This window comes from Micromonospora humidisoli (assembly GCF_016900955.1).
Taxonomy (GTDB): domain Bacteria; phylum Actinomycetota; class Actinomycetes; order Mycobacteriales; family Micromonosporaceae; genus Micromonospora; species Micromonospora wenchangensis.
Genome location: NZ_JAFEUO010000007.1, coordinates 190,186 through 210,570 on the forward strand (window position 1 = coordinate 190,186; position 20,385 = coordinate 210,570).

Genomic DNA, 20,385 nt, shown 5'->3' on the forward strand with positions numbered 1-20,385 from the left:
GCGACGAGCGTGGCGACGGTGTCGCCGGCCGCCGCTTGCCGGGTACCGACCGCATCCCGCCTGGCCCGGGTACCGCTCCGCGCCGTCGCCGACCGGCACCGGCCCGGCCGGGGCCGTCCGACCCGGTGAGCCCCGGCGGCACCGACGCGAGCCTGCTGAACCTGGCGGTGGGTCTCGTCGTCGCGGTCTCGCTTATCGCGGTGATCACGGTGGTCCTGCGTCGCCGAGATGACCGCCGGGACCTGCCGGGCACCCAGGTCCGCGAGCTGGAGGCGCGGGTCGCCGCCGCCGCGTCCCCGGACGCGGCCACCCGCGCGTGGGACGCGGCCACCCGGATCGCCGCTGCCCGCAGTCGCGAAGCCGCCTGTCCTGACCGCGCCCTCGTGGCTCCCGACCCGCCGGGCGCCGGCACGCCTGCTGCGGACACCGCGCCACCAGCGGCGCAAGCCCCGGCCGGTACGGCGGGGGACCGGCCGGTCCCAGACCCCACCTCCCCGCCGTCCGGCTGGCCGTCGACACCTGGCGGGAACAGCGACGCGATGGCCGACGCGTTCGCCTGGCTCCGGATCGCGGCACTCGTGGAAGCCGGCCAGCGCGAGCAGGCCGTCGAACTGCTCGGCACCACGATGGCCATTTCGGTGGACGAGGCGGAGCTGCTGGTCGACGGCCTGGACGACGCGGGTGACCGTCACCCCGAGGGTGCGTGATGGCGCGACTGATCCATCTGAACGGACCGCCGGGCATCGGGAAGTCCACCCTCTCGGCGCGCTACGCCGACCGCCACCCCGGCACCCTGAATCTCGACGTCGACGCGCTGCACCGCCTCGTCGGCGGATGGCGCGACGAGGAGTTCGACACCTGGCCCGTCGTGTGGTCCCTGGTGCGGGCGATGGTGACGGTCCGGCTGGCCGGCGGGGGTGACGTCGTCCTGCCGCAGTACCTCGCGACGGTCGACGAGATCGACGGTCTCGCGGCGCTCGCACGCGAGCAGGGGGCGAGTTTCCACGAGGTTGTCCTGGTCGACGGGCGGGAGACCGCGATCGAGCGGTTCCACCGCCGCGCGCGCGACGCCGACGACGAGTGGATCCGCCTCCCTCAGCAGCTCATCGCGCGCTCCGGCGGATCGGCCGTGCTCGGCACCATGTACGACGACCTGATGCGGGTGGTCCGCCTACGCCCCGGGGCGGTGCTGGTGCCCAGCGCGGCGGGGGCGGTGCAGGCCACCTACGACCTGCTGCTGGGCGCGCTGGGCCGATCTGGCTCCGGTGGGCCGGGAGCCGCGCGGGCCGGGGGTCGGTGACCCCCGGCCCGCGTCGGTCGCCGCCCGCTCAGCTCGCCACGCAGGACACCGCCGGTACGCCGTTGGTGCCGCCCGACGAGCCCAGGAAACCGAAGGTCGTGTTGCCGCCGGCAGCGAGGGCGCCGTTGTAGCTGACGTTGCGGGCGGTCACCGTCGCGCCGCTGGTGGTCAGCGTCGCGTTCCACCCCTGCGACACCTGCTGCCCGTTGCCGAACGTCCAGGTCACGGTCCAGCCGCTGATCGCCGAGCCGCCGGCGGTGACCCGCACCTCGGCCTGGAAGCCGCCCTGCCACTGACCGGTCACCGTGTACGTCGCCGAGCAGGAGCGCCCGCCGGGCGGCGGGGTCGTCGGCGGGGCGGTCGTCGGCGGCGGCGTGGTGGTCGGGGGAGCGGTGGTCGGGGGCGGCGTGGTGGTCGGCGGCGTGGTCGGGGTGGTGCCGCCGACGGCGCTCATGATGGCGTCGATGATGCCCTGCTGGGTGACCGCGCCGCTGCTGCGGTTGAACAGCCCGAACCCGTACGCGCCGTTGTAGCCGTTGTCCCAGTAGGCGGTGGCCGCCCCGTACTTCTTGGCGGTGGCTACCAGGGTGCGCGCGTAGTCCGCCCGGTACCGGTTGTTCGTCGAGTCGGCCGAGGTCTTGTCGACCGAGCCGTACTCACCGACGAACACCGGGTAGCCGCGCGCGACGAAGGTGTCCCGCACCTTCTTCAGTTGCCCGTCCATGTGGTCCTGTTGTCCCCAGGTCGACTTGCGTGCCGGGTTGGTGGCGGCCGGCCCCCACTGGGTGATGGTGCCGTTCTCCTCACCGGCGAAGTCCCAGGGGTCGTAGTAGTGCACGGAGATCATGATCCGCTGCTCGTTGGCCGGAACGGACGACGACCGGTACTGGTCGGTCGGCAGCACGAAGCCGTAGTTGCCGACGGTGTAGTCGATGTTGGTGTTCCAGCCGGGGATGAGCAGCCAGCGCGAGCTGTTGTTCCCGCCGGTCCGCCGGACCGTGTCCACGAAGATCTGGTTGTAGGCGTTGATGTTCGAGTAGCACGGCTGGGTGGGGTTGCCGTACTGCCCGTCGAACTCCTCGTTCATGGATTCGAGGACGAGGCGTTCGCCGTAGCTCTGGAATTTGGTCGCAATCTGTTGCCAGACCTTCTGGTACTTGTCTTTGATCGTCGTCTGGTTCGACGAGTCGCAGATGAGCCACGAACCGTTGATGGTCTTGTAGCCGTCGCCGTGCATGTTGATCAGCACGTACAGGCCGCGACCGTAGGCGTAGTCGACGATTTCCTGGATCCGGTTCAGCCAGGCGGAGCTGATCGTGTAGTTCGGGGCGGCCCCGATGTTTCCCAGATAGGAGACCGGAATGCGGATCGTCTTGAATCCCGCCGCCCGTACCCGGTCGATGAATGCCTGCGTCACGACCGGGTTACCCCAGGCCGTCTCGCTGGGGATTCCGTTGGCGTTGGCCTCCAGGGCGTTGCCCAGGTTCCAGCCCGCCCCCATGTTGGCGACGAGCTGGGTGGCGTTCAGTTGGGTCATGCTGTCGGCCGATGCGGAACTCGTCATGACGGCTGTCGATCCAGCCAGCGCCAGTACGCCGGAAAGCACGGCGAACTGAACCCTCCTCAGTGTGGATTTCATCAGCATCTCCCGTCTTCGGGTCAACCGTCGTGCGACGGTTGTCGAAGCGTTTCGACATTATTTCGACTACCTGTCCGGCAGTCGATGGGCTGCCAAAGAATAGATGCACGACCATCGATCGGCAAACGGTGCGGGTGGCTGGTTGTGGGTGCGGCCGTCGGGTGGTGTCGGGTCGGGGTGGTCGTCGGGCGACCCACGCGGCAGCGCCCCGCCGTGGGACGCCGGCTCGTGGGCGACGGGCGGGTGCGCCCCCGTGCCGCCCGGTCGGTGCGCGCGTGCCTGTGGCCACCTCGACGCCCCGCCCGTGACCGACGCCCGCCGTGCGGCGGGCGTCCCGTCCGGCGGTGGCGTCACCGACACCCCTATTGATCATAGTGAATTGTTGAAAGTGTCTTCCGGTGGGAAGGAAAGTCTGGTCGCGACTTTCCGAAATGTGTAGAGTGAGCGCAGCGCCGCCCCGGCCGACATCCGGCCGCCCGGGGCACGAGCATCTCGGACAGGCTGGGGAGGGTCCGCCACCGGCGGAGCCGCTTCCCGATTGCCGCGCGCCAGCAGCGGGCTGCGGTCATCCATCAGGGCGGGCGATCGTCCCCGGTTGCGGACGGCACCAGCGTCCACAAGGGAGGGTAACCCTTCCCCGGCCATCGGTGAGTCGCGTTGAGGCGAATGGGAGGAGACAGATGTCCACGGAGGACGGCTCGTTACGGACCCGACGCGGCTTCCTGGGAATGGGGGTGGGGCTGCTCGGAGCTGCCGGCCTCGCCGCCTGCGGAGGAAGTGGACCGTCGACGCCCAAGGCACAGGCCGAGGTCCCGCAGGAACTCGTCGACGCCGCGGCGGCGTTGAAGGGCTCCTCGATGGGGATGCTGTCGCAGAAGCTGTACTCGGAGGCGGCGAACGCGGCCCTGGACAGCTCGATCCGGAAGTTCGCCGACACCACCGGCACGAAGATCGGAAACAGTCTGGTGCAGGCCGACGCCGGTGACGTCGTCGCCAAGATCGACGCCGAGGTCAAGGGGGGCGTCGCGCGTGACCTCGCGTTCATGACCGACTCGCGGTTCGTCGCCCAGTTCCAGGCGCTCGGCGACCTGGAGGACGTGACGGACGTCGTGCAGGCGCTGACCGCGAAGTACGGCGAACCCACCGCCGAGTCCAAGAACTTCTGCGTCTTCGGCGGCAGGTGGTACGCCATCCCGTACCATTTCATCGGGATCGGGTCGTTCCTGCGCAAGGACTGGATGCAGGACAAGGGCATCACCCCGAAGGACAGCTACACCTGGGAGGAACTGCGGGACCTCTGCCTGGCCATCTCCGACCCCGGCAAGCGGCGGTTCGGCTGGGGCATGACCGTGAACCGCTCCGGTGACGCCAACGGCATGATCGAGGCCCTGATCAACTCCTACGGCGGGGCGATCGCCTCCAACGACGGCCGGAAGGTCACCTTCGACTCTCCCGAGACCGTCCAGGCGGTCACCTTCCTCGGCGACATCTACACCAACCCGAAGTACAAGCCGATGCTGCCGCCGGGGGTCGCCGCCTGGACCGACTCCAGCAACAACGAGAACTGGCTCGCCGGCATCCTCGGCTACACCCGCAACCAGTTCAGCGTCTACGCCGACTCCAAGACCAAAAAGAACCCGGTCTACGAACGCACCCACGTCTTCCCCGACTGCACCGGCCCGGCCACCGACACCTCCCTGCTGCTGGGACAGTCCCAGTGCTTCGTCATCTTCAAGGGTGCCAAGAACGCCGACCTCGCCAAGCTGCTGACGCAGTACCTGGTCAGCGCGCCCGCCCTCGTCGGCGTGGCGAAGGAGGCACCGGGGCTGGCCCTGCCGGCCTGGGACCGGGTCTGGGACGCCGACCCGTTCTTCACCAGCGGCGACCCGGCGTTCCCCATCATGCGCAGGATCACCCAGCAGAAACTGCCGCTGTCGACGAAGAACGGCCTGGACTTCCCGCAGCAGGCCAGCGCCGGGCAGCAGGCCGCCGTGGGCGCCTACGTGCTGACCGACATGATGCAGCAGGTCATCCAGGGCACCCCGCCCGCGCAGGCCGTGCAGGCCGCCCACGCCAAGATGGTGCAGATCTTCACCCAGCAGGGTCTGCCGCAGTGACGTCGGTCCGCCCGGCGTCGGCCCCGGCGTCAGGAGGATCCCGACGGCGCAAGCCCGCCGCCCGCCCCGCGACCCGACGACGGCTCGGCCGCGACTGGCGGCTGGCGGCGCTGTTCCTGGCCCCCACGGCCGTGCTCGTCGGCGCCCTCGTGCTCGTCCCGATCGGTTGGGCGGTCGTCACCAGCACCACCGAACGGCACGGCCAGCACAGCGTGTTCGTCGGTCTGGCCAACTACCTCGCTCTGACCGACGACGAGCAGTTCCACACCGGCGTGGTGAACTCGTTCGTCTTCACCGCGTACGCCGAGGTGTTCAAGGTGGTGCTGGGCCTGTCCGCGGCCCTGCTGCTGCACCACCGACGCCGGGGGCGGGCCGTGCTGGCCGGCCTGCTCCTGCTGCCGTGGGTGGTGCCGACGGTCGTCACCGCGTTCAGTTGGCGCTCGCTGCTCGACCCGATCTTCGGCAGCGTCAACCTGCTCCTCACCGAGTCGGGGATCGGGCCGCTGCTGGTCGACGCGCACCTGGTCGACAGTTGGCCGGCGGGCTGGCTGTCCGAGCCGTCCCTGGCCATGCCATCGGTGATCATGGTCAACGTGTGGAAGGGGGTGCCGTTCTTCACCGTCGCCTTCCTCGCCGGGTTGAAGGCCATCCCCGCCGACCTCTACGAGGCGGCGACCGTCGACGGGGCGTCGGCATGGCGGCGGTTCGTCCACGTGACGCTGCCCGGACTGCGTCACGTCATCACCGTGACGGTCACCCTGTCGTCGATCTGGACGTTCAACAACTTCGACCTCATCTGGTTGCTGACCCAGGGTGGCCCCGGCGACGCGACCGCGCCGTACGTGCTGGTCGCGTACTCCAAGGCGATCCTCCAACTCCAGTACGGTGCCGGCGCGGCCGTCACGCTCGTCATGCTGCCGGTCATCGGCGTGCTGGTGTACGTGCTGGTCCGGCTGCTGCGGCGGGACGCCGACAGCACGCCCACCCGACCCGCCGGACCGGTACGCCGGGCGCTGCCGTGGGCCGCCGCCGTGGTGGTCACCGGTGCGCTGGCGTGGGCGTCACCCCACATCATGTGGAAGTCGGCGCTGCTCCTCGGAGTGGTCCTGCTGGTCGTGGCGGCGGTCGGCCGGGTCCTCTCGGCGTTGCAGTCGTGGGGACGACGCAGGACGTCCGCCCTGGTGTCGGGCCTGGCCTCCGGCCTCGCCCTGGCCGCGCTGCTCGTCTTCGTCCTGGCCCCGCTGTACTGGATCGTCGTCACGGCCTTCAAGTCCGACGGCCAGATCGTCCTGCACGAGCACGACCTGTGGCCCACACCATGGACCATGCAACAGTTCACCGACCTGTTCACCACCAAACCGTTCGGCCGCTGGTACCTCAACACGGTGCTGGTGTCCGTGGCGTCCACCGTGGTGGCGCTGGTCTGCGCCGCCCTGGCCGGCTACGCGCTGGCCCGGCTGCGGTTCCGCGGGGCACAGGGCTTCACCGTCACGGTCCTGGTCACCTACGTGATGCCCGGCGCGCTGCTGTTCATCCCGCTGTACCAACTGCTCATCGGGGCCCGGCTCACCGACTCGCTGTGGTCGCTGGTGGTGACGTACCCGACCTTCACGCTGCCGTTCGCCACCTGGCTGCTGGCGGGATACTTCGCGTCGATCCCGATCGAGTTGGAGGAGGCCGCGCTGGTCGACGGCTGCACCCGGCTCCAGGCGTTCGGGCGGGTGGTGCTGCCCCTGGCCAAGCCGGGACTGCTGGCGGTCGCCCTGTTCACCCTGACCAACGCCTGGAACGAGTTCCTCTTCGCCTTCGTGTTCATCACCAAGGACGAGTACAAGACCCTCCCTGTGGGCATGCAGTCGATGATCACCGGTGACGTCGTGCCGCAGGGGCAACTCGCCGCCGCGTCCCTGCTGGTCAGCATCCCCGTGGTGATCATGTACGCCTTCGGGCAGCGGTTCCTCACCGAGGGTCTCACCGCCGGAGCGGTGAAGGGCTGACCCCGCCACCGGGGCGGTCACCGTCGACCTGGCGGACCGGTGCGGCGTCGACCGGGTCTGTCGGCATGTTGACACCGGCGTCACCCTGCCGGCCGGCACCCGCCGTGACCTCGGCCGACGCCCTGCGGGCCCGGTGCCGCGACCGCGCGGCTGTGGGCGTGGGCGTGGGACAGTTCTGGTCGTTCGACCGGACCACCCGGCGACGACCGCTGACCGCAACGTTCATCAGAAGCTGGGGAATCAGAGCATGAGTGCCGACTCAGACTGGGGCGACTTCCTGACCACCGACACGCCGATCGGGGACACCACCCTGACCGAGGCGGTGGCGGCGCTTCCGGAACCGTCGGCATCCATCGTGGAGAGCGAGATCAGCGGCGCGGTCGCCGACCAGGACTGGTCGAGCTGGCACGCGGACAGCGGTGACGACTGGGCCGACTCCGCGCAGGACTGGGCCGACTACGCCGTGGAGAACGCGGCGGCCGGCAACGTCGAGGTCGCCGAGAACGCCATGGCACGGGCGGCCGACCACGCGAGCATCGCCGAGGGCAACTACACGGTCTCCGACGAGTACTCCGACGCCGTCGCCGACCACATGGAGACCGCCGCCGCCGAGGTCGACTGGGCCACCAGCGGCACCGACGCCGCCACCTCCGGCTACGACACCAGCGGCTACGACGCCAGCACGACGTATGACGCCAGCACGTCGTACGACGCCAGCACGTCGTACGACACCGGGGGCTACGACGCGGCGTCCAGCTTCGACGCCGGCACCTCCTACGACGCAGCGGAATGAGGTGGGCTGACGCCGGTGGACCCGGCGCCGTGCCGCCGGCCGTCGCGGCCGGGCTGGAGCCCGGCCGGCTGGCGGCCGGCGTCCACCGTCGGCTCGGCGCCCCGCCCAGCGTGGCCCGCCAGCACCTGCTGCGCAGCATCCGCGACCTCGCCTTCGACCTGAAGACCGAGCAGCTCAGCCTCCTGGAGGCGGTACGCGGCTCCCGCCTGGGCGGGGTCACCCTCTCGCCGACGCAGGTGCCGGTGCTGCTGCGGGTCACCCTGGAGGCCGACGGCCCCGGCGTCCGGGTGGGCGTGCTGCTGGTCGACCGTTGGCCGGGCAGGCTGGGGCGGAACTGGGGTGTCACCTCGGTGTACGTCGGTCTCTTCGAGTCGGTGCTGAGCGCGTTCGATGCCGTGCTCGGCCGGCTCGACCCGACGGCTGCGGCCTCGTTCACCCCGTGGTGGCGGCAGACGGGCCCGGGTGACGTGGCGATGATGCAGCACGCCGCCGGCCTTGCCAACCGGGCGCAGGCGGCGCTCTCCCGGCACGCTGGCCGGCTGCTCGACGGCGAGTCGGCGCAGCGGCAGGCGGTGGTCGCCCGTACCGGCGGTGCGACCTTCACCTTCGAGACGGCCGACACCGTCGCCGAGGTTCCCGCCGAGTTGGCCGACGGCATGCTGATGGTCGGCACGCTGATCGTCAGCCGACCGGGTGGCATGCCGCCGAAGCTGGTCGGGCAGGTGCAGTCACTGGTGTTCCGGGTCGAGGAACGCCTCGCGGCGGGCGACACGGACCGGATCACCGTCGAGCCGGCGGACGTGCCGGCGGTGACCTTCCTGCACCAGCAGGCACGGCTGCGTGGCCTGCTGCCGGTACGGACCCTGCGCACCTGCACCACCTGCCGGTTGGAGAAGGTCACCAACCCGGAGATGGAACGCATGCAGGAGCGCACCCGGCGGACCCGGGACCTGGCCAGCAGCATCAGTGGCCTCGTCACGCCCTACGTGCTCGCCGGCCGCCTGGTGCAGCTCAACAACAAGGGCCCCACGTTCGCCTGCCCCCGCTGCCAAGGGATGGACGCCGACGAGACGGTGGTGACCTACTGCCAGAAATGCGGTGACCGCCGCGCCGAGACCGCGCTGCGTACCTGCCCGAAGTGCCAGTTCGACTTCCGCAGCCTGATCGGTGCGGAACCGGTCTGGCGGCCCCGGGCTGCCGCCGTACGGGCGCTCCCGGGACCGCAGCCCGACGGCCACCCGGCACCGGCGGCACGGCCCGTCACCCCCTCCGCGCCTGGTGTGCCGGGCGGGTCCGGCGCGGCCCGGCCCGTGGTCGGCGTGGCGGCTGCGCCACCGCCCGGCGGCAATCCTTCCGTGGCCGGCGCCCCGGTTCCACCCGCCGCGGGAGCGCAGCGGCCGGGTGTGCCCCCAGCGTCACCGGCCCCGGAACGCCAGGCGGCCGGGCAACCCCGACCGGGCTACCGACCCGACCCGGAGGCGGAGCAGTGGCCCCGGCCACCGGGCTTCCCGCCCTGAGCCGGAACGTGACCCTGGCGTCCACCGTGCGCCCCGGACCCGGGGCGCACGGTGCGGCGGCGGCCGAACCCGCCGCAGCGCCGGTGACCCGGCGCGGTCAGGGTGGCGGCGGATGCGCTGTCACGGCCGGTGCCGCCGATCGGGATTCTCGGCGGGGCTGGCTGCGAGACGCACGGCGATCGCGTCCGGAAGTGGGTAGACGTGTTCGACGGGCAGGCGCGCCACCGCCGCCTGCTCGTCACCCCGGCGCAGCAGGTCCCGGATCCGCCCGACGGTGGCGGTGACGTCCTCGACCGTGACGATCCATTCGTCGACGTACCGGTCGACCGCCTCGCCGGACAGCCCGACCTGCAACGACCGGTACGGCAACGCGGCCAGCCGCAGCGAACGCTCCGGGTCCCACTGCACCCGGACCGGACTGGTCCGCAACTGCCGTGACCAGTTCTCCCGGTCGCCGTGCAGGTCACGGTCGTAGTGACTCAGGCAGGCCCGGCCCAGCGCCCACTCGAATCCCGCCCGCGTGATCTCGATGGACAGCACGCGCTCCTGGCCGGGCTTCGTGGCCCAGCCGCAGCGGTACATCATCCACAGGAACGACGGCTTGATCCACGTCATCCGCTCCCGTTTGAACGGGGCCACGAAACGGCCGGCGGCCACCGCCGGCACCGCGATGTCCGGGGGGTACGCCTGGTACACGGTGACGGTCGTGGCCGAGTGGCGGGCACGGATCTGGCGTTCGGGAACGGACACCCGCCGATCCTCGACGATCAGGACCCGACCGGTCCACCCGGATTCCGCACCGTCGACCCCATCTGGACGAGGGCCCGGGTTGCCCGCGCGGTGTTCACTGCAAGCAGGTGTCTGTCGACCCGGGAGGGTGCGTATGCGGCGATGGTGGCGGACGCTGAAACCCGCCGAGCAGGTGGTGGCGCTCGGCGCGCTGGTCACACTGGTCGTGGGTGTCATCGCGGCGGTGCCGGCGTACCTCACCGCCACCAAGGAGACACCGGCGGGGTCCGACTCTGCGGCCAACTCCACCCCACCGCCGGAACCGACGACGGGCCCACCCGGGACGCCGGAGCCGACCGACCCACCGACCCCACCGCCCACCCCCACGGCATCGACGACACCGAGCCCACCTCCCACCCGGACACCGCGTCCCACGGTCGCTCCGACCGTGACCAGGACGCCGACGGTGCGGTTCGCGATCACCAGCGCGACGGTGGTGCCGAACTGCTCGGACGTGTTCGGCACGGGGAACGAGCCGCCGACCGGCCGCACCGCCGTGCTCTTCGTCCGCCCGGCCGGCGGGAGCTACTTCTACGAGCAGCCGCTGCACTTCCCCACCCCGCACAACTGGCGGGCCAAACGGGTCGTCGTCGGCGACGAGAGGTCGCCGGGACAGCGCTTCGAACTGCACGTCTTCCTCGTCAGCGACGCGTACGCCAGGGAACTCACGACGCACGACGGAACGCCCTACCCGGTGCCCGACGTGCCGGGCGAGCCGCTCACCTCGGCGGCGGTGACGCGCACCGACGAGATCGGCAACTGCTGACCCGGCCCGGGAGCGGACAGCGGCGACGCGGCCCCGCCGTCCGGGACGACGTCACCGTCCCCGGCTGCCGTCGTCCGGCCGGCGGCTGCGCGTCAGGAGGTAGCCGGCGTAGGCGGCCAGCGCCACGGCCGCCACCGTCGCCGACGGACCGGCCAGCGCGCGGGCGCTCGCGCGGGAACCCATCGCGACCCCCGAGGAACGGTCGGCCAGCAACGACCAGCGGGACCGCCACGCCAGGGCCGATCCGACCGAGAGCGCCGACCCGATGGACAGCACCGATCCGGCGGAGCCGACGCTGCCGACGGAGGCGATCGACCCGACGCTGCCGATGGACAGCACCGAGCCCCGCGAACCGATCGACAGCACCGAGTCGGTGGACCACAACGACAGCCGTGACGATCCGGTAGAGGTCATGGGCGCATTGTGCCGCACCCCGGTCGCTCCCGAGGGCCGATCGGACCCGTCCCGGCCGGTGGGCGGGGGACCGCGTGCCGCTAGGCGTCAGGTCGCGGCACCCACCAGTCACCCAGTGCTCCGTGGAGGATCAACAGGACGGCACCGAGCAGAACCGACGCGAGTATGCCGAGGCCGAAGCCGAGAACGCCCCGGTCCCGCGGGGCCGTCGGGTTCCGCACGGCCACCGCCGCCGCGGACCGGGACCACGGCCGCTCCCGGGCCGTCCAGAGCAGCAGCCCGAGACCGTACGGGCTGAGGAAGATCAACCAGAACCAGTACCACCTGGTGCCCCGGACCGGTGCCGGGCCGGCGACCACGACGACGAGGGCACCGACGGCGAGGAGGACACCGGCTCCGCCGACGGCGGACACCGGTCCGTGCAGGTCACCGGCACGGTGTTCGAGCCCGGCGGCCCGCAGTTCCTGCGCGATGCCGACGGCGCCGGGTCCGGAGTAGCTTTCCTGCTCGACGGCACCGGTGGTGGTCACCTGTCCGAACCGGTCGGTGTCCGTCCAGTGCACCCGGCCGTCGGACGTTCGCCACGCGAACAGCGGCCCGTGGCGGCCCGAGGCCCACAGGGTGGCAGAACCGAACCAGAGCGGGGAACGATCCACCTCCCACCGGTCACCCCACTGGTAGGCGACCACCCGGCCCGCGGCCACGTCCGCCCCGGCCCGGTCGTAGTCCTGCTGGCGCGGGGCGGTCCACCACGTCGTCGCTGCCCCGAGCAGCCACAGCAGGACCAGAGTGATCCGCAACGCACCCCACCACCGGCCGGACGCCACACCGGACACACCCTGACTCATGAGCGCAGTGTCCCAGCAGTGCGCCGGTCGCCGGTGTCGGGCGCGGTGCGGCCAGCGGAGTGAGGACGAAGGTGGCGGTCAGGTTCTCGCGCGGCTCGAACCCGACAGGTCATCCGGCGCGCACGAGCGCGAACGCCACCGGTGGTGCCCGGCCGGCCGGGCCGGGCACCACCGGCACCGGCTAGCCGACCGGGCGGACACCGGCGCTGCCCGGGAACGGCCCGGCCGTCGGGGTAGCCCCACTCCGGCGCCGGCCGGTCGCCGACCGGACCGCCGCCGTCGGGGTCACGGGGCGAACTCGCCGACGACGGTGTAGAGACCGGGGCTGGCCTGGGCGAGCGCGGCGGTCCGCCGGGCGTACTCGGCAGCCTCCGGGTCGACCTGGGTGGCCCTGACGTCGTCGGCGCTGCGCCACCGGGCGACGTTGACGACACGGGTCCGGTCGAGGCTGGCGAGCAGGGTGACCGAGACGAAGCCGGGTCGCCGGGACACCACCTTCTCGGTGCCCTCGACCAGCAGGTCGATCACCTCCTGCTGTCGGGACGGGTCGACGTCGATGACGTTGACGAACGTGACGTGGTCGGACATCGTCTTCTCCTTCGTTCGCGCTCCCTACGGGCGGTGCCGCCTCGGCGGGCCGCACCCGACGCCGCGCGGAGCTGCAGGGGGAGCGGACGGGACCGCCCGCTCGGTGAGGTAGACGACGTGGGTCGGTGAACTGTCAGGTGGTGCCCGGCGCGCCGGACGTGATCCGATAGTGGTGGGCGGCGCGCGGCGGTCGTTGTGCCGGCCCGGGGGAGGGAGCGGAGGTGCCGCAGGACGCCGGGCCGGGCCACCCGGGTTCGCCGGACCCGGTGACCCGCGAGCGTGCGGTGCTCCTGGGGCTCACTTACCGCCTGCTCGGTTCGCTCGCCGACGCCGAGGATGCCGTGCAGGAGACCTACATCCGCTGGCACCGGCTCAGCGACGGGGAACGCCACGCCGTCGCCAACCCCCGAGCCTGGCTGATCAGGACCGCCGGCCGTATCGGGCTCGACATGCTCACCACGGCGCGGGCCCGCAGGGAGCAGTACGTCGGCGAGTGGCTTCCCGAACCCCTCCCGGCGACCGGGTGGAGCAGCCAGGAACCCTCGACGGTGGTCGACCCCGCCGACCGGGTGATCCTGGACGACTCGGTGTCGATGGCCCTGCTGGTGGTACTGGAGGCGATGACCCCGGCCGAGCGGGTCACGTTCGTGCTGCACGACGTGTTCCGGTTCACCTACCCCGAGATCGCCGGGATCGTCGGCCGTACCCCTGCCGCGTGCCGGCAACTCGCCTCGTCGGCGCGGCGTCGGGTCCGTGAGCAGCGCCGTACCCCGGTGGGTCCGGCCGAGCACGCCGCGGTCGTGCGGGCGTTCCGGTCCGCCTGGCAGACCGGCGACCTCGCCGCTCTGGTCGACGTGCTCGATCCGGACGCCACCGCGATCACCGACGGCGGCGGCCTCGTCTCGGCTTCCGCCGTACCGCTGCACGGGCCGCAGGCCGTCGCCGGTTTCCTGCTGGGCGTGTGGGACCGGCAACCCGACCTGGTGGTCGACGAGGCGTCCGTCAACGGGGAGCCGGGTCTGGTCGCCACCGACCGGCTCGGCCGTGTCCTCGCCGTGCTCGCGCTCGCCGCGACCGGCACCGGCCGGGTCGGGCACCTGTGGGTGGTCCGCAACCCCCGCAAGCTCGCCCGGTGGCGGCACGTTCCGGCCGGTCGGGGCCGCTGAGCGACGCCCCGGGCCGGCGGGGGAACGGTGGCGTCACCGGTGTAGCGCCTCGACCGTCACCCGCGCCGACCGGGGCGTGATGGGACGGTGCCCGGTGGTGCGGCCGGCCCGGACGGGCCCGCCGTCAGGCCGGCTCGGGCACACCGCCCGGATCGCCGTCGTCGGGCATCGGCTCGATCGGGGCCTCCGGCAGCTCGCCTGGCGTGTCGGGAAGAAGCTCGCCGACGTCGTCCGGCACCGGCTCGCGGGGGTCGAGGGGCGGGTACACGTCCGGGTCGAGGTCAGGATTTGTCATCGGACGATTATCCGGCAGGACGGTCGGATGCGCCTGTCGGCGGCGACCGTGAGCCGGTGCCGTCGGGGTCCGGCCGGCGGTGCGGGCGGGGGCGGGGGCCCGGTGGCCCGGGGGAGCCCGGGCCACCGGGTCGGATCAGCTGGCGCCGGTGAGGGCGACCAGGGCGTTGGCGGTCTGGAAGTACGGGTTGCGGCCGAGGTCGCCCACGGTGGTGATGCCGAAGGCCTCCTTGAGCAGCTTGGCGTCGCCGTCGCTGACCCCGGCGAGGGCAGACACCGGGGCGTCGACGATCTCGGTGAGGGTCTTGTCCTGGTATGCCTTGTCGACCAGCTTGGTGAGGTCGGCGCTAGCGGGCATGCACACTCCTTGACTCTTGATCGGAAATTCCGACCATATACGTACGAACTACACTAATTAGATCATGGTTGCGCTACCCGATCCACAGTGGACCGGGCGGGGGATCAGGCGTCCTCGTCGCCGCCCTCGTCCTCGTCGTCGAAGATCTCGTCGGCGATCATGCCGCCGGCGAAGCCGAGAGCCGCGCCACCGACCACACCGGCGGCGACCGCGCCCATGCCGGGCCCGTCGTGGTCGCGGTGCCCCTCCTTGTGGTGGCCGCCGGGATGCCCGTGCCCCGCGTGCCCGTACGCGGGCTGCCCGTAAACAGGCTGCCCGTAGGCGGGTGCGCCGTAAGCCGGCGCGCCGTAGCCGGGCGGCGGGGGCGGCGGCGGGTAGCCGGGCGTCCCGTAGGCAGGCGCGGGCGGGGCGTAGCCGTAACCGGCGTGCGGATCCTGCCGGCCGTCGACGGCCTGCCGGAGCCAGCCGTCGACCTGCGCGGTCCAGTCACCGTGTGCGTCACCGTGTGCGACGTGGTGCCGGCCGTACGAGTCGTGTCCACCGGTGAACAGCCCGCCGTGCTTGTCCAGCTCCAGCACGACGTCCACGCCGTGTTCGTCGGCGACGAAGGTCAGCTCGACCTCGGTGACGGCGTGGGCGTACTGCGGTGCCGCGTAGTACTCGATCTCCTGGTAGAACGGCAGCGTCTGGTGCAGCCCCGAGATGTGGCCCCGTTCGAGGTCGGCTGCCTTCACCGTGAAGCCGAGCCGGCCGAACGCCTCCAGGACGCGCTCCTGGGCGGGTAGCGGGTGCACGTACACCGGGTCGAGGTCGCCCTTGTCGACCGCGCCCCGCACGGCCACCTCGGTACGTAGACCCATCGTCATGCCGGGCAGGTGCTGACCGTTCAGCTCGGTCACCGGCGTCTCCCACGGCACCGCCACCTGGAACGGCAGGCTGAGCTGCTGCCCCTCGCGCAGGAACAGGCCGCCGGCGACCGGCACCCGGTGGAACTCCACGAACGCGTCGTACTCCTCCTCCGCGCCCTCCATCTCCACCCGGGTGACCAGGCCGACGGTGATCTGGTCGATCTCCACGTCGTGGCTGCCGCCGGTCAGGTTCACCTGCCCGGTGAGCGTCAGCCCCGGTCGGGTGCTCGGATTGGCCAGGACCGTATCGACGCTGGGGCCGCCCACCCCGAACGCGCCCAGCATCTTCGTGAACACCACGAACCTCTCCCTCGACGGCCGCCCGGCCCAGGATGTCCCGGGACCCGACGGAACTGCGCGAAACCGTTGTCCGACAACGACTCCAGCGGCATCCACAGTGGAATACCGCTGTGCCGGCAAGCTAGCAACGAAACCTGGACGGTGGCTGAGTGAACCGGGACCCGTGGTCGTAGCCGTGAGTCACCGTCCGTGCGCCCGACGTCAACGTCCGACCCGATCCGGGCGCGCGACGGTCGATGTATGTACCGTGTGGACATACCGGCCGCCGGCCGACGCCGCAATCCCGCAGCATGATCGCGGTGCGGGGTGGTAGTGGAAAATATCCGACTATAGTGGCGGCGGTCACGTCACTGTGGCGGCGGGAAGGGTGGCGATGGAACGGCCGGAGTGGGCGCCAGCGGATGTCGATCTCAGCCGGCCGAGCGTGGCCCGAGCCTACGACTACTGGCTCGGTGGCTCGCACAACTTCGAGGTCGACCGGGAATTCGCCCGCCAGGCGCTGGCCGCGGTGCCCGACCTCCGCCTGGTCGCGCGGGCGAACCGGGAGTTCCTGCACCGCGCGGTGCGGTACATGCTCGACCAGGGCGTGCGGCAGTTCCTCGACATCGGGTCCGGCATCCCGACCGTCGGCAACGTGCACGAGATCGCCCAGCAGGTCGACCCGGACGCCCGGGTGGTCTATGTGGACATCGACCCGGTGGCCGTGACGCACAGCACGCACATCCTCGCCGGCCAGCCCAACGCGGTCGCCCTGCTCGAAGACCTCCGCCACCCGGAGGCCATCCTGGAGCACCCGGAGACCCGCCGGCTGCTGGATCTCGACCGGCCCGTCGGCCTGCTGCTCGTCTCGGTGGTGCACGCCGTCCCCGACGACGACGACCCGTACGGCCTGGTCAGGCGACTGTGGACGGCGCTGGCCCCCGGCAGTTGCGTGGCGATCAGCCACGTCACCACCGACAGCCGCCCGGACGAGATGGGCGAGGGCGCCCGGCTCAGCGGCCGGACCAACACGCCTGTCACCGCCCGCACCCGGGCCCGGGTGGAGGAGTTCTTCGACGGCCTCGACCTGGTGGAGCCCGGCGTGGTGTGGTCACCGCTGTGGCGTCCCGAGTCACCGGCCGAGGTCGGCGAGCACCCGGAACGGATGAGCTTCTACGTCGGAGTCGGACGCCGCAGGTGAGCGATCGGCCCGACGCCGACGGCATCGACGACCGGCACCGGCCGGGCGTCGAGGAGTTCGTCACGGCGTGGGCCGCCGCCCTGCACCGGGCCCACTACGTGCCGATCAGCGCCGGGCAGCGGCACCGGATCGTCAGCGCGCTGGCCGACCGGCTGGTCACCGCGGTCCTCGCCGATCCGGTACGGCCGGGCGAGGGCCAGCGGATCGGCGTCGATCTGGTGGCGGCCGGCTTCGGCTCGCCGGAGGCGCTCGGCGGGACGATCGCGGTCGTCGGCGCGCGACTGCTCACCGGGCTGGGCGTCGCCGCCGACCCGACCCGCGCCGCCCGGCTCAACGACCTGCTGGCGGATCTCGCGGCCGGCTTCGCGTCCGCCGCGCACGACCGCAGCCTGCGGGAGCAGGACGCGGTCCGGCTGGCCGCGTTGGCCGCCCGCACCCAGGCCGAGGAGGCGTTGCGGGTCAGCGAGGCCCGGTTCCGCCGCTTCGCCACCCACGACCAGCTGACCGGCCTGCCCAACCTGACCCGGTTCACCGAGGAACTGGGACGCCTCTGCTCCGTCGCCGTGCCGGTCGACCGGATCGGGGTCTGCTGCCTCGACGTCGACGACTTCGCCGCGGTCAACGACGTCCTCGGACACCAGGTGGGTGACCTCCTGCTCCGCGAGATCGCCCAGCGGCTGGCTACCCTCACCGACCCGCGGATCGAACTGGTGGCACGGCTGGACAGCGACCGGTTCGCGATCCTGGTCCGCGACACCACCTGCGCCGAGGACGCCATCAAGATCGCCGACCTGGCCCTGGCCACGCTCGTCGCCCCGTTCCGCGTCAACGGCACCGAAGTGCCCCTGACGGCGAGCGCGGGAGTGGCCGAGGGCACCGTCGCCGACGACGGCGCCACCCTGCTGCGCGACAGTGAGATCGCGCTGCACTGGGCCAAGGCCGACGGGAAGGCCATCCTGCGCCGCTTCGACCAGGACCGTAGCGCCGCCGACGCGGCACGCTACCGGCTGTCGGCGGCCATGCCGGCGGCGCTGCACCGTGGCGAGTTCACCGCCGCCTACCAGCCCATCGCCGCGCTGCGCTCCGGGCGGCTGGCCGGCGTGGAGGCGCTGGCCCGTTGGCGGCACCCCCGGCTCGGTCTGCTGACCGCCGCCCGGTTCATCGACCTCGCCGAACACACCGGCCTCGTGGTGGCGCTCGGCCGCCACCTGCTGGAGCAGGCGTGCCGGCAGGCCAGCGAGTGGCAGCGGGTCCAACCCGGGCTGTACGTGAGCGTGAACGTGTCGGTACGCCAACTCCGCCGCAACGGCCTGGCCGGGGAGGTGGCGCAGATCCTGGACCGGACGGGCCTGCCGCCCCATCTGCTCCAGTTGGAGGTCACCGAACAGGCCGTGATCGACCTGACCGGCGTGGTGGCGGAATCCCTGGCGGCGCTGATGGCCCTCGGCGTCCGGATCGTCATCGACGACTTCGGCATCGGCTATGCGAACCTGGCCAACCTCCGCTCCCTGCCGCTGCACGGTCTCAAGCTCGATGCCAGCCTGACCCGTCCGTCGGCGCAGCCGGTCCGTCGGCCGGGGGCCCGCCGTCCCGGCACGGACGACGACTTCCTGCGTACCGTCGTGTCCCTCGGGCACCGGCTGGGCCTGGTCGTGACCGCCGAGGGCATCGAGACCGCCCAGCAGGCCCACCGGCTGGCCGCGACCGGCTGCGACAACGGACAGGGTTGGCACTTCGGTCGTCCGGTGCCGCCCGACGAGATCACCGCCGGGATCGTCGCTCAGCGCGACGGTGACGCGGTGTCCCGGGACACCGCCCTGCCGGCGTTCCCGGCGGCCCAGTAGCACTGACCTGCACCGGCACGGCAGGCGGCCCGTCGACCCGCTTCGGCCGGGTGCGTCAGGATGGGGGCAGCCCGACCCGGCGATGATGTGATGCCGGTCACACCAATCGGGGACCCGATCCGGTGCGGCCGTCGTCTTACCAGCTGTGAGGACAGACATGGAAGCGGACGACGAGGGTGAACTCGTACGCCGCGTCGCCCGTGGCGACCGCCAGGCGTTCGACGAGCTCTACCGGCGTACCGCCCCGTGGTTGGAGGTGCGCCTACGGCGCCGCTGCGCCGACCCGGACGTGGTGGCCGAGGTGCTCCAGGACACCTACCTGGCGGTCTGGCGGGCGGCGGGCAGCTTCGCCGGCACCCGGGCGCGCACCGGCGGCGAGGCGCAGGGTAGCGCCGTGGGCTGGCTGTGGACCATCGCCGCGCACCGGCTGGTCGACGCGTTCCGCCGCCGCGCCCGCCGGGGTCAGGTGCCGCAGGTGGAGCTGATGCCGAGCACCGCCCCCGCCGCCGAGGACGAGGTGATGGCCGCCCGGATCGGCCAGGAACTGGAGCAGGCCCTGCTCACCCTGCCGCCCGCCGTCCGGGCCGCCCTGCGGGCCACGGTCCTCGACGGGCTCTCGGCGCGCGAGGCGTCGGTGCTGCTCGGCGTACCGGAAAACACGGTGAAGTCCCGCGTCCGCCGGGCCCGGGTCGCCCTACGGGAGGCGCTGTCATGACCACCCACCCCAGTCTGACCCAGATCGACCGGTACGCCACCGGCGATCCCGGCCTCGACGAGGCAAGCGTCTGGGCGATCGAGGTTCACCTCGAAGACTGCGCCGACTGCCGGGCCCGCCTGGCGGGCAGCACCACGGCGCAGAGCCGGGCCGTGATCGACCTGGTCGCCACGGCCCTCGACCGGGAGATCGCGGCCACGCCGGCCCCCGCCGGCCCCCGCCGGTCCTGGTCGGTGGCCCGGCACCGCTGGTTCGTCGGCACCCTGTTGCCCTGGCTGGTCATGACGGTGACGGTGCTCGGCTGTGCCGCGCTGCTCGGCGCGCTGTGGGTCGGCCTGCCCTCGGTGGTGCTGCTGATCGCGCCCCTGGCGCCGCTGCCCGGCGTGGCGGCTGCCTGGCACCGCCGGGCCGATCCGGCCTGGGAACTGATCGCGGCCACGCCCGCCGCCGGCCTGACGATGCTGCTGCGGCGCACCGCTGCGGTGCTGGCGTTCGTCATCCCCGCGCTCGCGGTGGTCGGCGCCGGGACCGGGACGTCGTTGGCGCTGCTGCTGCTGCCCTGCCTGGCGTTCACCGCAGCCACCCTGCTGCTGGGTACCCTGGTCGGCGTACGCCGCGCCGCGCTCGGTCTCATCACGGCCTGGACGCTCGCGGTGATCGCCCCCAGCCTCGTCGCCGCCCGGATGCCGGTGGTGCTGTCGGCCGACAGCGCCCGCACCTGGGCCCTGGTCACGGCCGCCCTGACCGTGATGGCCCTGCTCCGGGCCGACGGGTTCCGGCGGCTCTCCCACCGCGACTGACCCCACCTGTGACCCCGCGGTACGGCCACCCGGCCGGACCGCCACCCTGCCC

At 72.2% G+C, this 20,385-nt stretch carries 20 protein-coding genes; 12 read left to right on the forward strand and 8 right to left on the reverse strand.

The features are described from left to right. Positions 1-125: 125 nt before the first annotated feature. Both JQN84_RS24525 and JQN84_RS24530 read left to right on the forward strand, forming a co-directional pair. On the forward strand, positions 126-707 hold the full coding sequence (locus tag JQN84_RS24525; protein WP_204960914.1) for a hypothetical protein: 582 nt from the start codon (positions 126-128) through the stop codon (positions 705-707). Further along, positions 707-1,300: an ATP-binding protein gene (locus tag JQN84_RS24530; RefSeq protein ID WP_204960915.1), complete on the forward strand. Its 594-nt coding sequence runs from the start codon at positions 707-709 to the stop codon at positions 1,298-1,300. The genes JQN84_RS24525 and JQN84_RS24530 overlap by 1 nt, the downstream gene beginning before the upstream one ends. Before the next feature lie 28 nt (positions 1,301-1,328). Here JQN84_RS24530 and JQN84_RS24535 read toward each other — a convergent pair whose 3' ends face one another. Then, entirely contained in the window at positions 1,329-2,864 is a 1,536-nt protein-coding gene (locus tag JQN84_RS24535) for a cellulase family glycosylhydrolase (protein WP_307821422.1), read from the reverse strand. A gap of 755 nt (positions 2,865-3,619) precedes the next feature. On the opposite strand from JQN84_RS24535, the gene JQN84_RS24540 reads away from it, so the two are divergent. From JQN84_RS24540 to JQN84_RS24555, 4 genes are all read left to right on the forward strand, one after another. Further along, complete coding sequence (locus JQN84_RS24540; protein WP_239486096.1) at positions 3,620-5,056, forward strand: extracellular solute-binding protein; 1,437 nt, start codon at positions 3,620-3,622, stop codon at positions 5,054-5,056. Beyond that, on the forward strand, positions 5,053-7,053 hold the full coding sequence (locus JQN84_RS24545; protein WP_204960917.1) for an ABC transporter permease: 2,001 nt from the start codon (positions 5,053-5,055) through the stop codon (positions 7,051-7,053). The genes JQN84_RS24540 and JQN84_RS24545 overlap by 4 nt, the downstream gene beginning before the upstream one ends. A 247-nt stretch (positions 7,054-7,300) precedes the next feature. Further along, positions 7,301-7,846, forward strand: a complete 546-nt coding sequence (locus JQN84_RS24550) for a hypothetical protein (RefSeq protein WP_204960918.1) — start codon at positions 7,301-7,303, stop codon at positions 7,844-7,846. Beyond that, a complete protein-coding gene (locus tag JQN84_RS24555) occupies positions 7,843-9,363 on the forward strand; it encodes a hypothetical protein (protein ID WP_204960919.1) in 1,521 nt (506 codons plus the stop codon). Before JQN84_RS24550 ends, JQN84_RS24555 begins: the two co-directional genes overlap by 4 nt. A gap of 120 nt (positions 9,364-9,483) precedes the next feature. Here JQN84_RS24555 and JQN84_RS24560 read toward each other — a convergent pair whose 3' ends face one another. After that, complete coding sequence (locus JQN84_RS24560) at positions 9,484-10,113, reverse strand: DUF4291 domain-containing protein (RefSeq protein ID WP_204960920.1); 630 nt, start codon at positions 10,111-10,113, stop codon at positions 9,484-9,486. Positions 10,114-10,246: 133 nt separating this feature from the next. Here JQN84_RS24560 and JQN84_RS24565 point away from each other — a divergent pair, with 133 nt between their 5' ends. Further along, positions 10,247-10,918: a hypothetical protein gene (locus JQN84_RS24565; protein ID WP_204960921.1), complete on the forward strand. Its 672-nt coding sequence runs from the start codon at positions 10,247-10,249 to the stop codon at positions 10,916-10,918. A 51-nt stretch (positions 10,919-10,969) separates the two neighbouring features. Here JQN84_RS24565 and JQN84_RS24570 read toward each other — a convergent pair whose 3' ends face one another. The 3 genes from JQN84_RS24570 to JQN84_RS24580 all read right to left on the reverse strand — a co-directional run bounded on the left by JQN84_RS24570 (position 10,970) and on the right by JQN84_RS24580 (position 12,768). Beyond that, positions 10,970-11,332 (reverse strand): hypothetical protein, encoded by a 363-nt coding sequence (locus tag JQN84_RS24570; RefSeq protein ID WP_088642527.1) that lies wholly within the window; start codon positions 11,330-11,332, stop codon positions 10,970-10,972. A gap of 80 nt (positions 11,333-11,412) precedes the next feature. Beyond that, positions 11,413-12,180 (reverse strand): hypothetical protein, encoded by a 768-nt coding sequence (locus tag JQN84_RS24575; protein ID WP_204960922.1) that lies wholly within the window; start codon positions 12,178-12,180, stop codon positions 11,413-11,415. Between the two features lie 285 nt (positions 12,181-12,465). Further along, positions 12,466-12,768 carry an antibiotic biosynthesis monooxygenase family protein gene (locus tag JQN84_RS24580; RefSeq protein WP_204960923.1) on the reverse strand — a complete coding sequence of 101 codons (303 nt, stop codon included), beginning with the start codon at positions 12,766-12,768 and terminating at the stop codon, positions 12,466-12,468. 221 nt (positions 12,769-12,989) lie between these two features. Here JQN84_RS24580 and sigJ point away from each other — a divergent pair, with 221 nt between their 5' ends. Beyond that, positions 12,990-13,934: an RNA polymerase sigma factor SigJ gene (gene sigJ, locus JQN84_RS24585; protein WP_204960924.1), complete on the forward strand. Its 945-nt coding sequence runs from the start codon at positions 12,990-12,992 to the stop codon at positions 13,932-13,934. A gap of 124 nt (positions 13,935-14,058) precedes the next feature. Here sigJ and JQN84_RS24590 read toward each other — a convergent pair whose 3' ends face one another. From JQN84_RS24590 to JQN84_RS24600, 3 genes are all read right to left on the reverse strand, one after another. Then, on the reverse strand, positions 14,059-14,229 hold the full coding sequence (locus tag JQN84_RS24590; RefSeq protein ID WP_204960925.1) for a hypothetical protein: 171 nt from the start codon (positions 14,227-14,229) through the stop codon (positions 14,059-14,061). Between the two features lie 135 nt (positions 14,230-14,364). Beyond that, the gene (locus JQN84_RS24595) at positions 14,365-14,586 is read right to left on the reverse strand and encodes a hypothetical protein (protein ID WP_204960926.1); all 222 of its coding nucleotides are present in this window, start codon (positions 14,584-14,586) and stop codon (positions 14,365-14,367) included. A 104-nt stretch (positions 14,587-14,690) separates the two neighbouring features. Further along, the gene (locus tag JQN84_RS24600; protein ID WP_204960927.1) at positions 14,691-15,794 is read right to left on the reverse strand and encodes a sporulation protein; all 1,104 of its coding nucleotides are present in this window, start codon (positions 15,792-15,794) and stop codon (positions 14,691-14,693) included. A gap of 373 nt (positions 15,795-16,167) precedes the next feature. Here JQN84_RS24600 and JQN84_RS24605 point away from each other — a divergent pair, with 373 nt between their 5' ends. The 4 genes from JQN84_RS24605 (at position 16,168) to JQN84_RS24620 (ending at position 20,333) form a co-directional block, all read left to right on the forward strand. Further along, positions 16,168-16,974 (forward strand): SAM-dependent methyltransferase, encoded by an 807-nt coding sequence (locus JQN84_RS24605; protein WP_204960928.1) that lies wholly within the window; start codon positions 16,168-16,170, stop codon positions 16,972-16,974. After that, complete coding sequence (locus JQN84_RS24610) at positions 16,971-18,818, forward strand: putative bifunctional diguanylate cyclase/phosphodiesterase (protein WP_281898464.1); 1,848 nt, start codon at positions 16,971-16,973, stop codon at positions 18,816-18,818. The genes JQN84_RS24605 and JQN84_RS24610 overlap by 4 nt, the downstream gene beginning before the upstream one ends. A 157-nt stretch (positions 18,819-18,975) precedes the next feature. After that, positions 18,976-19,533, forward strand: a complete 558-nt coding sequence (locus JQN84_RS24615; RefSeq protein ID WP_204960929.1) for an RNA polymerase sigma factor — start codon at positions 18,976-18,978, stop codon at positions 19,531-19,533. Next, a complete protein-coding gene (locus JQN84_RS24620; RefSeq protein ID WP_204960930.1) occupies positions 19,530-20,333 on the forward strand; it encodes a cupin domain-containing protein in 804 nt (267 codons plus the stop codon). Before JQN84_RS24615 ends, JQN84_RS24620 begins: the two co-directional genes overlap by 4 nt. Positions 20,334-20,385 lie beyond the last annotated feature (52 nt).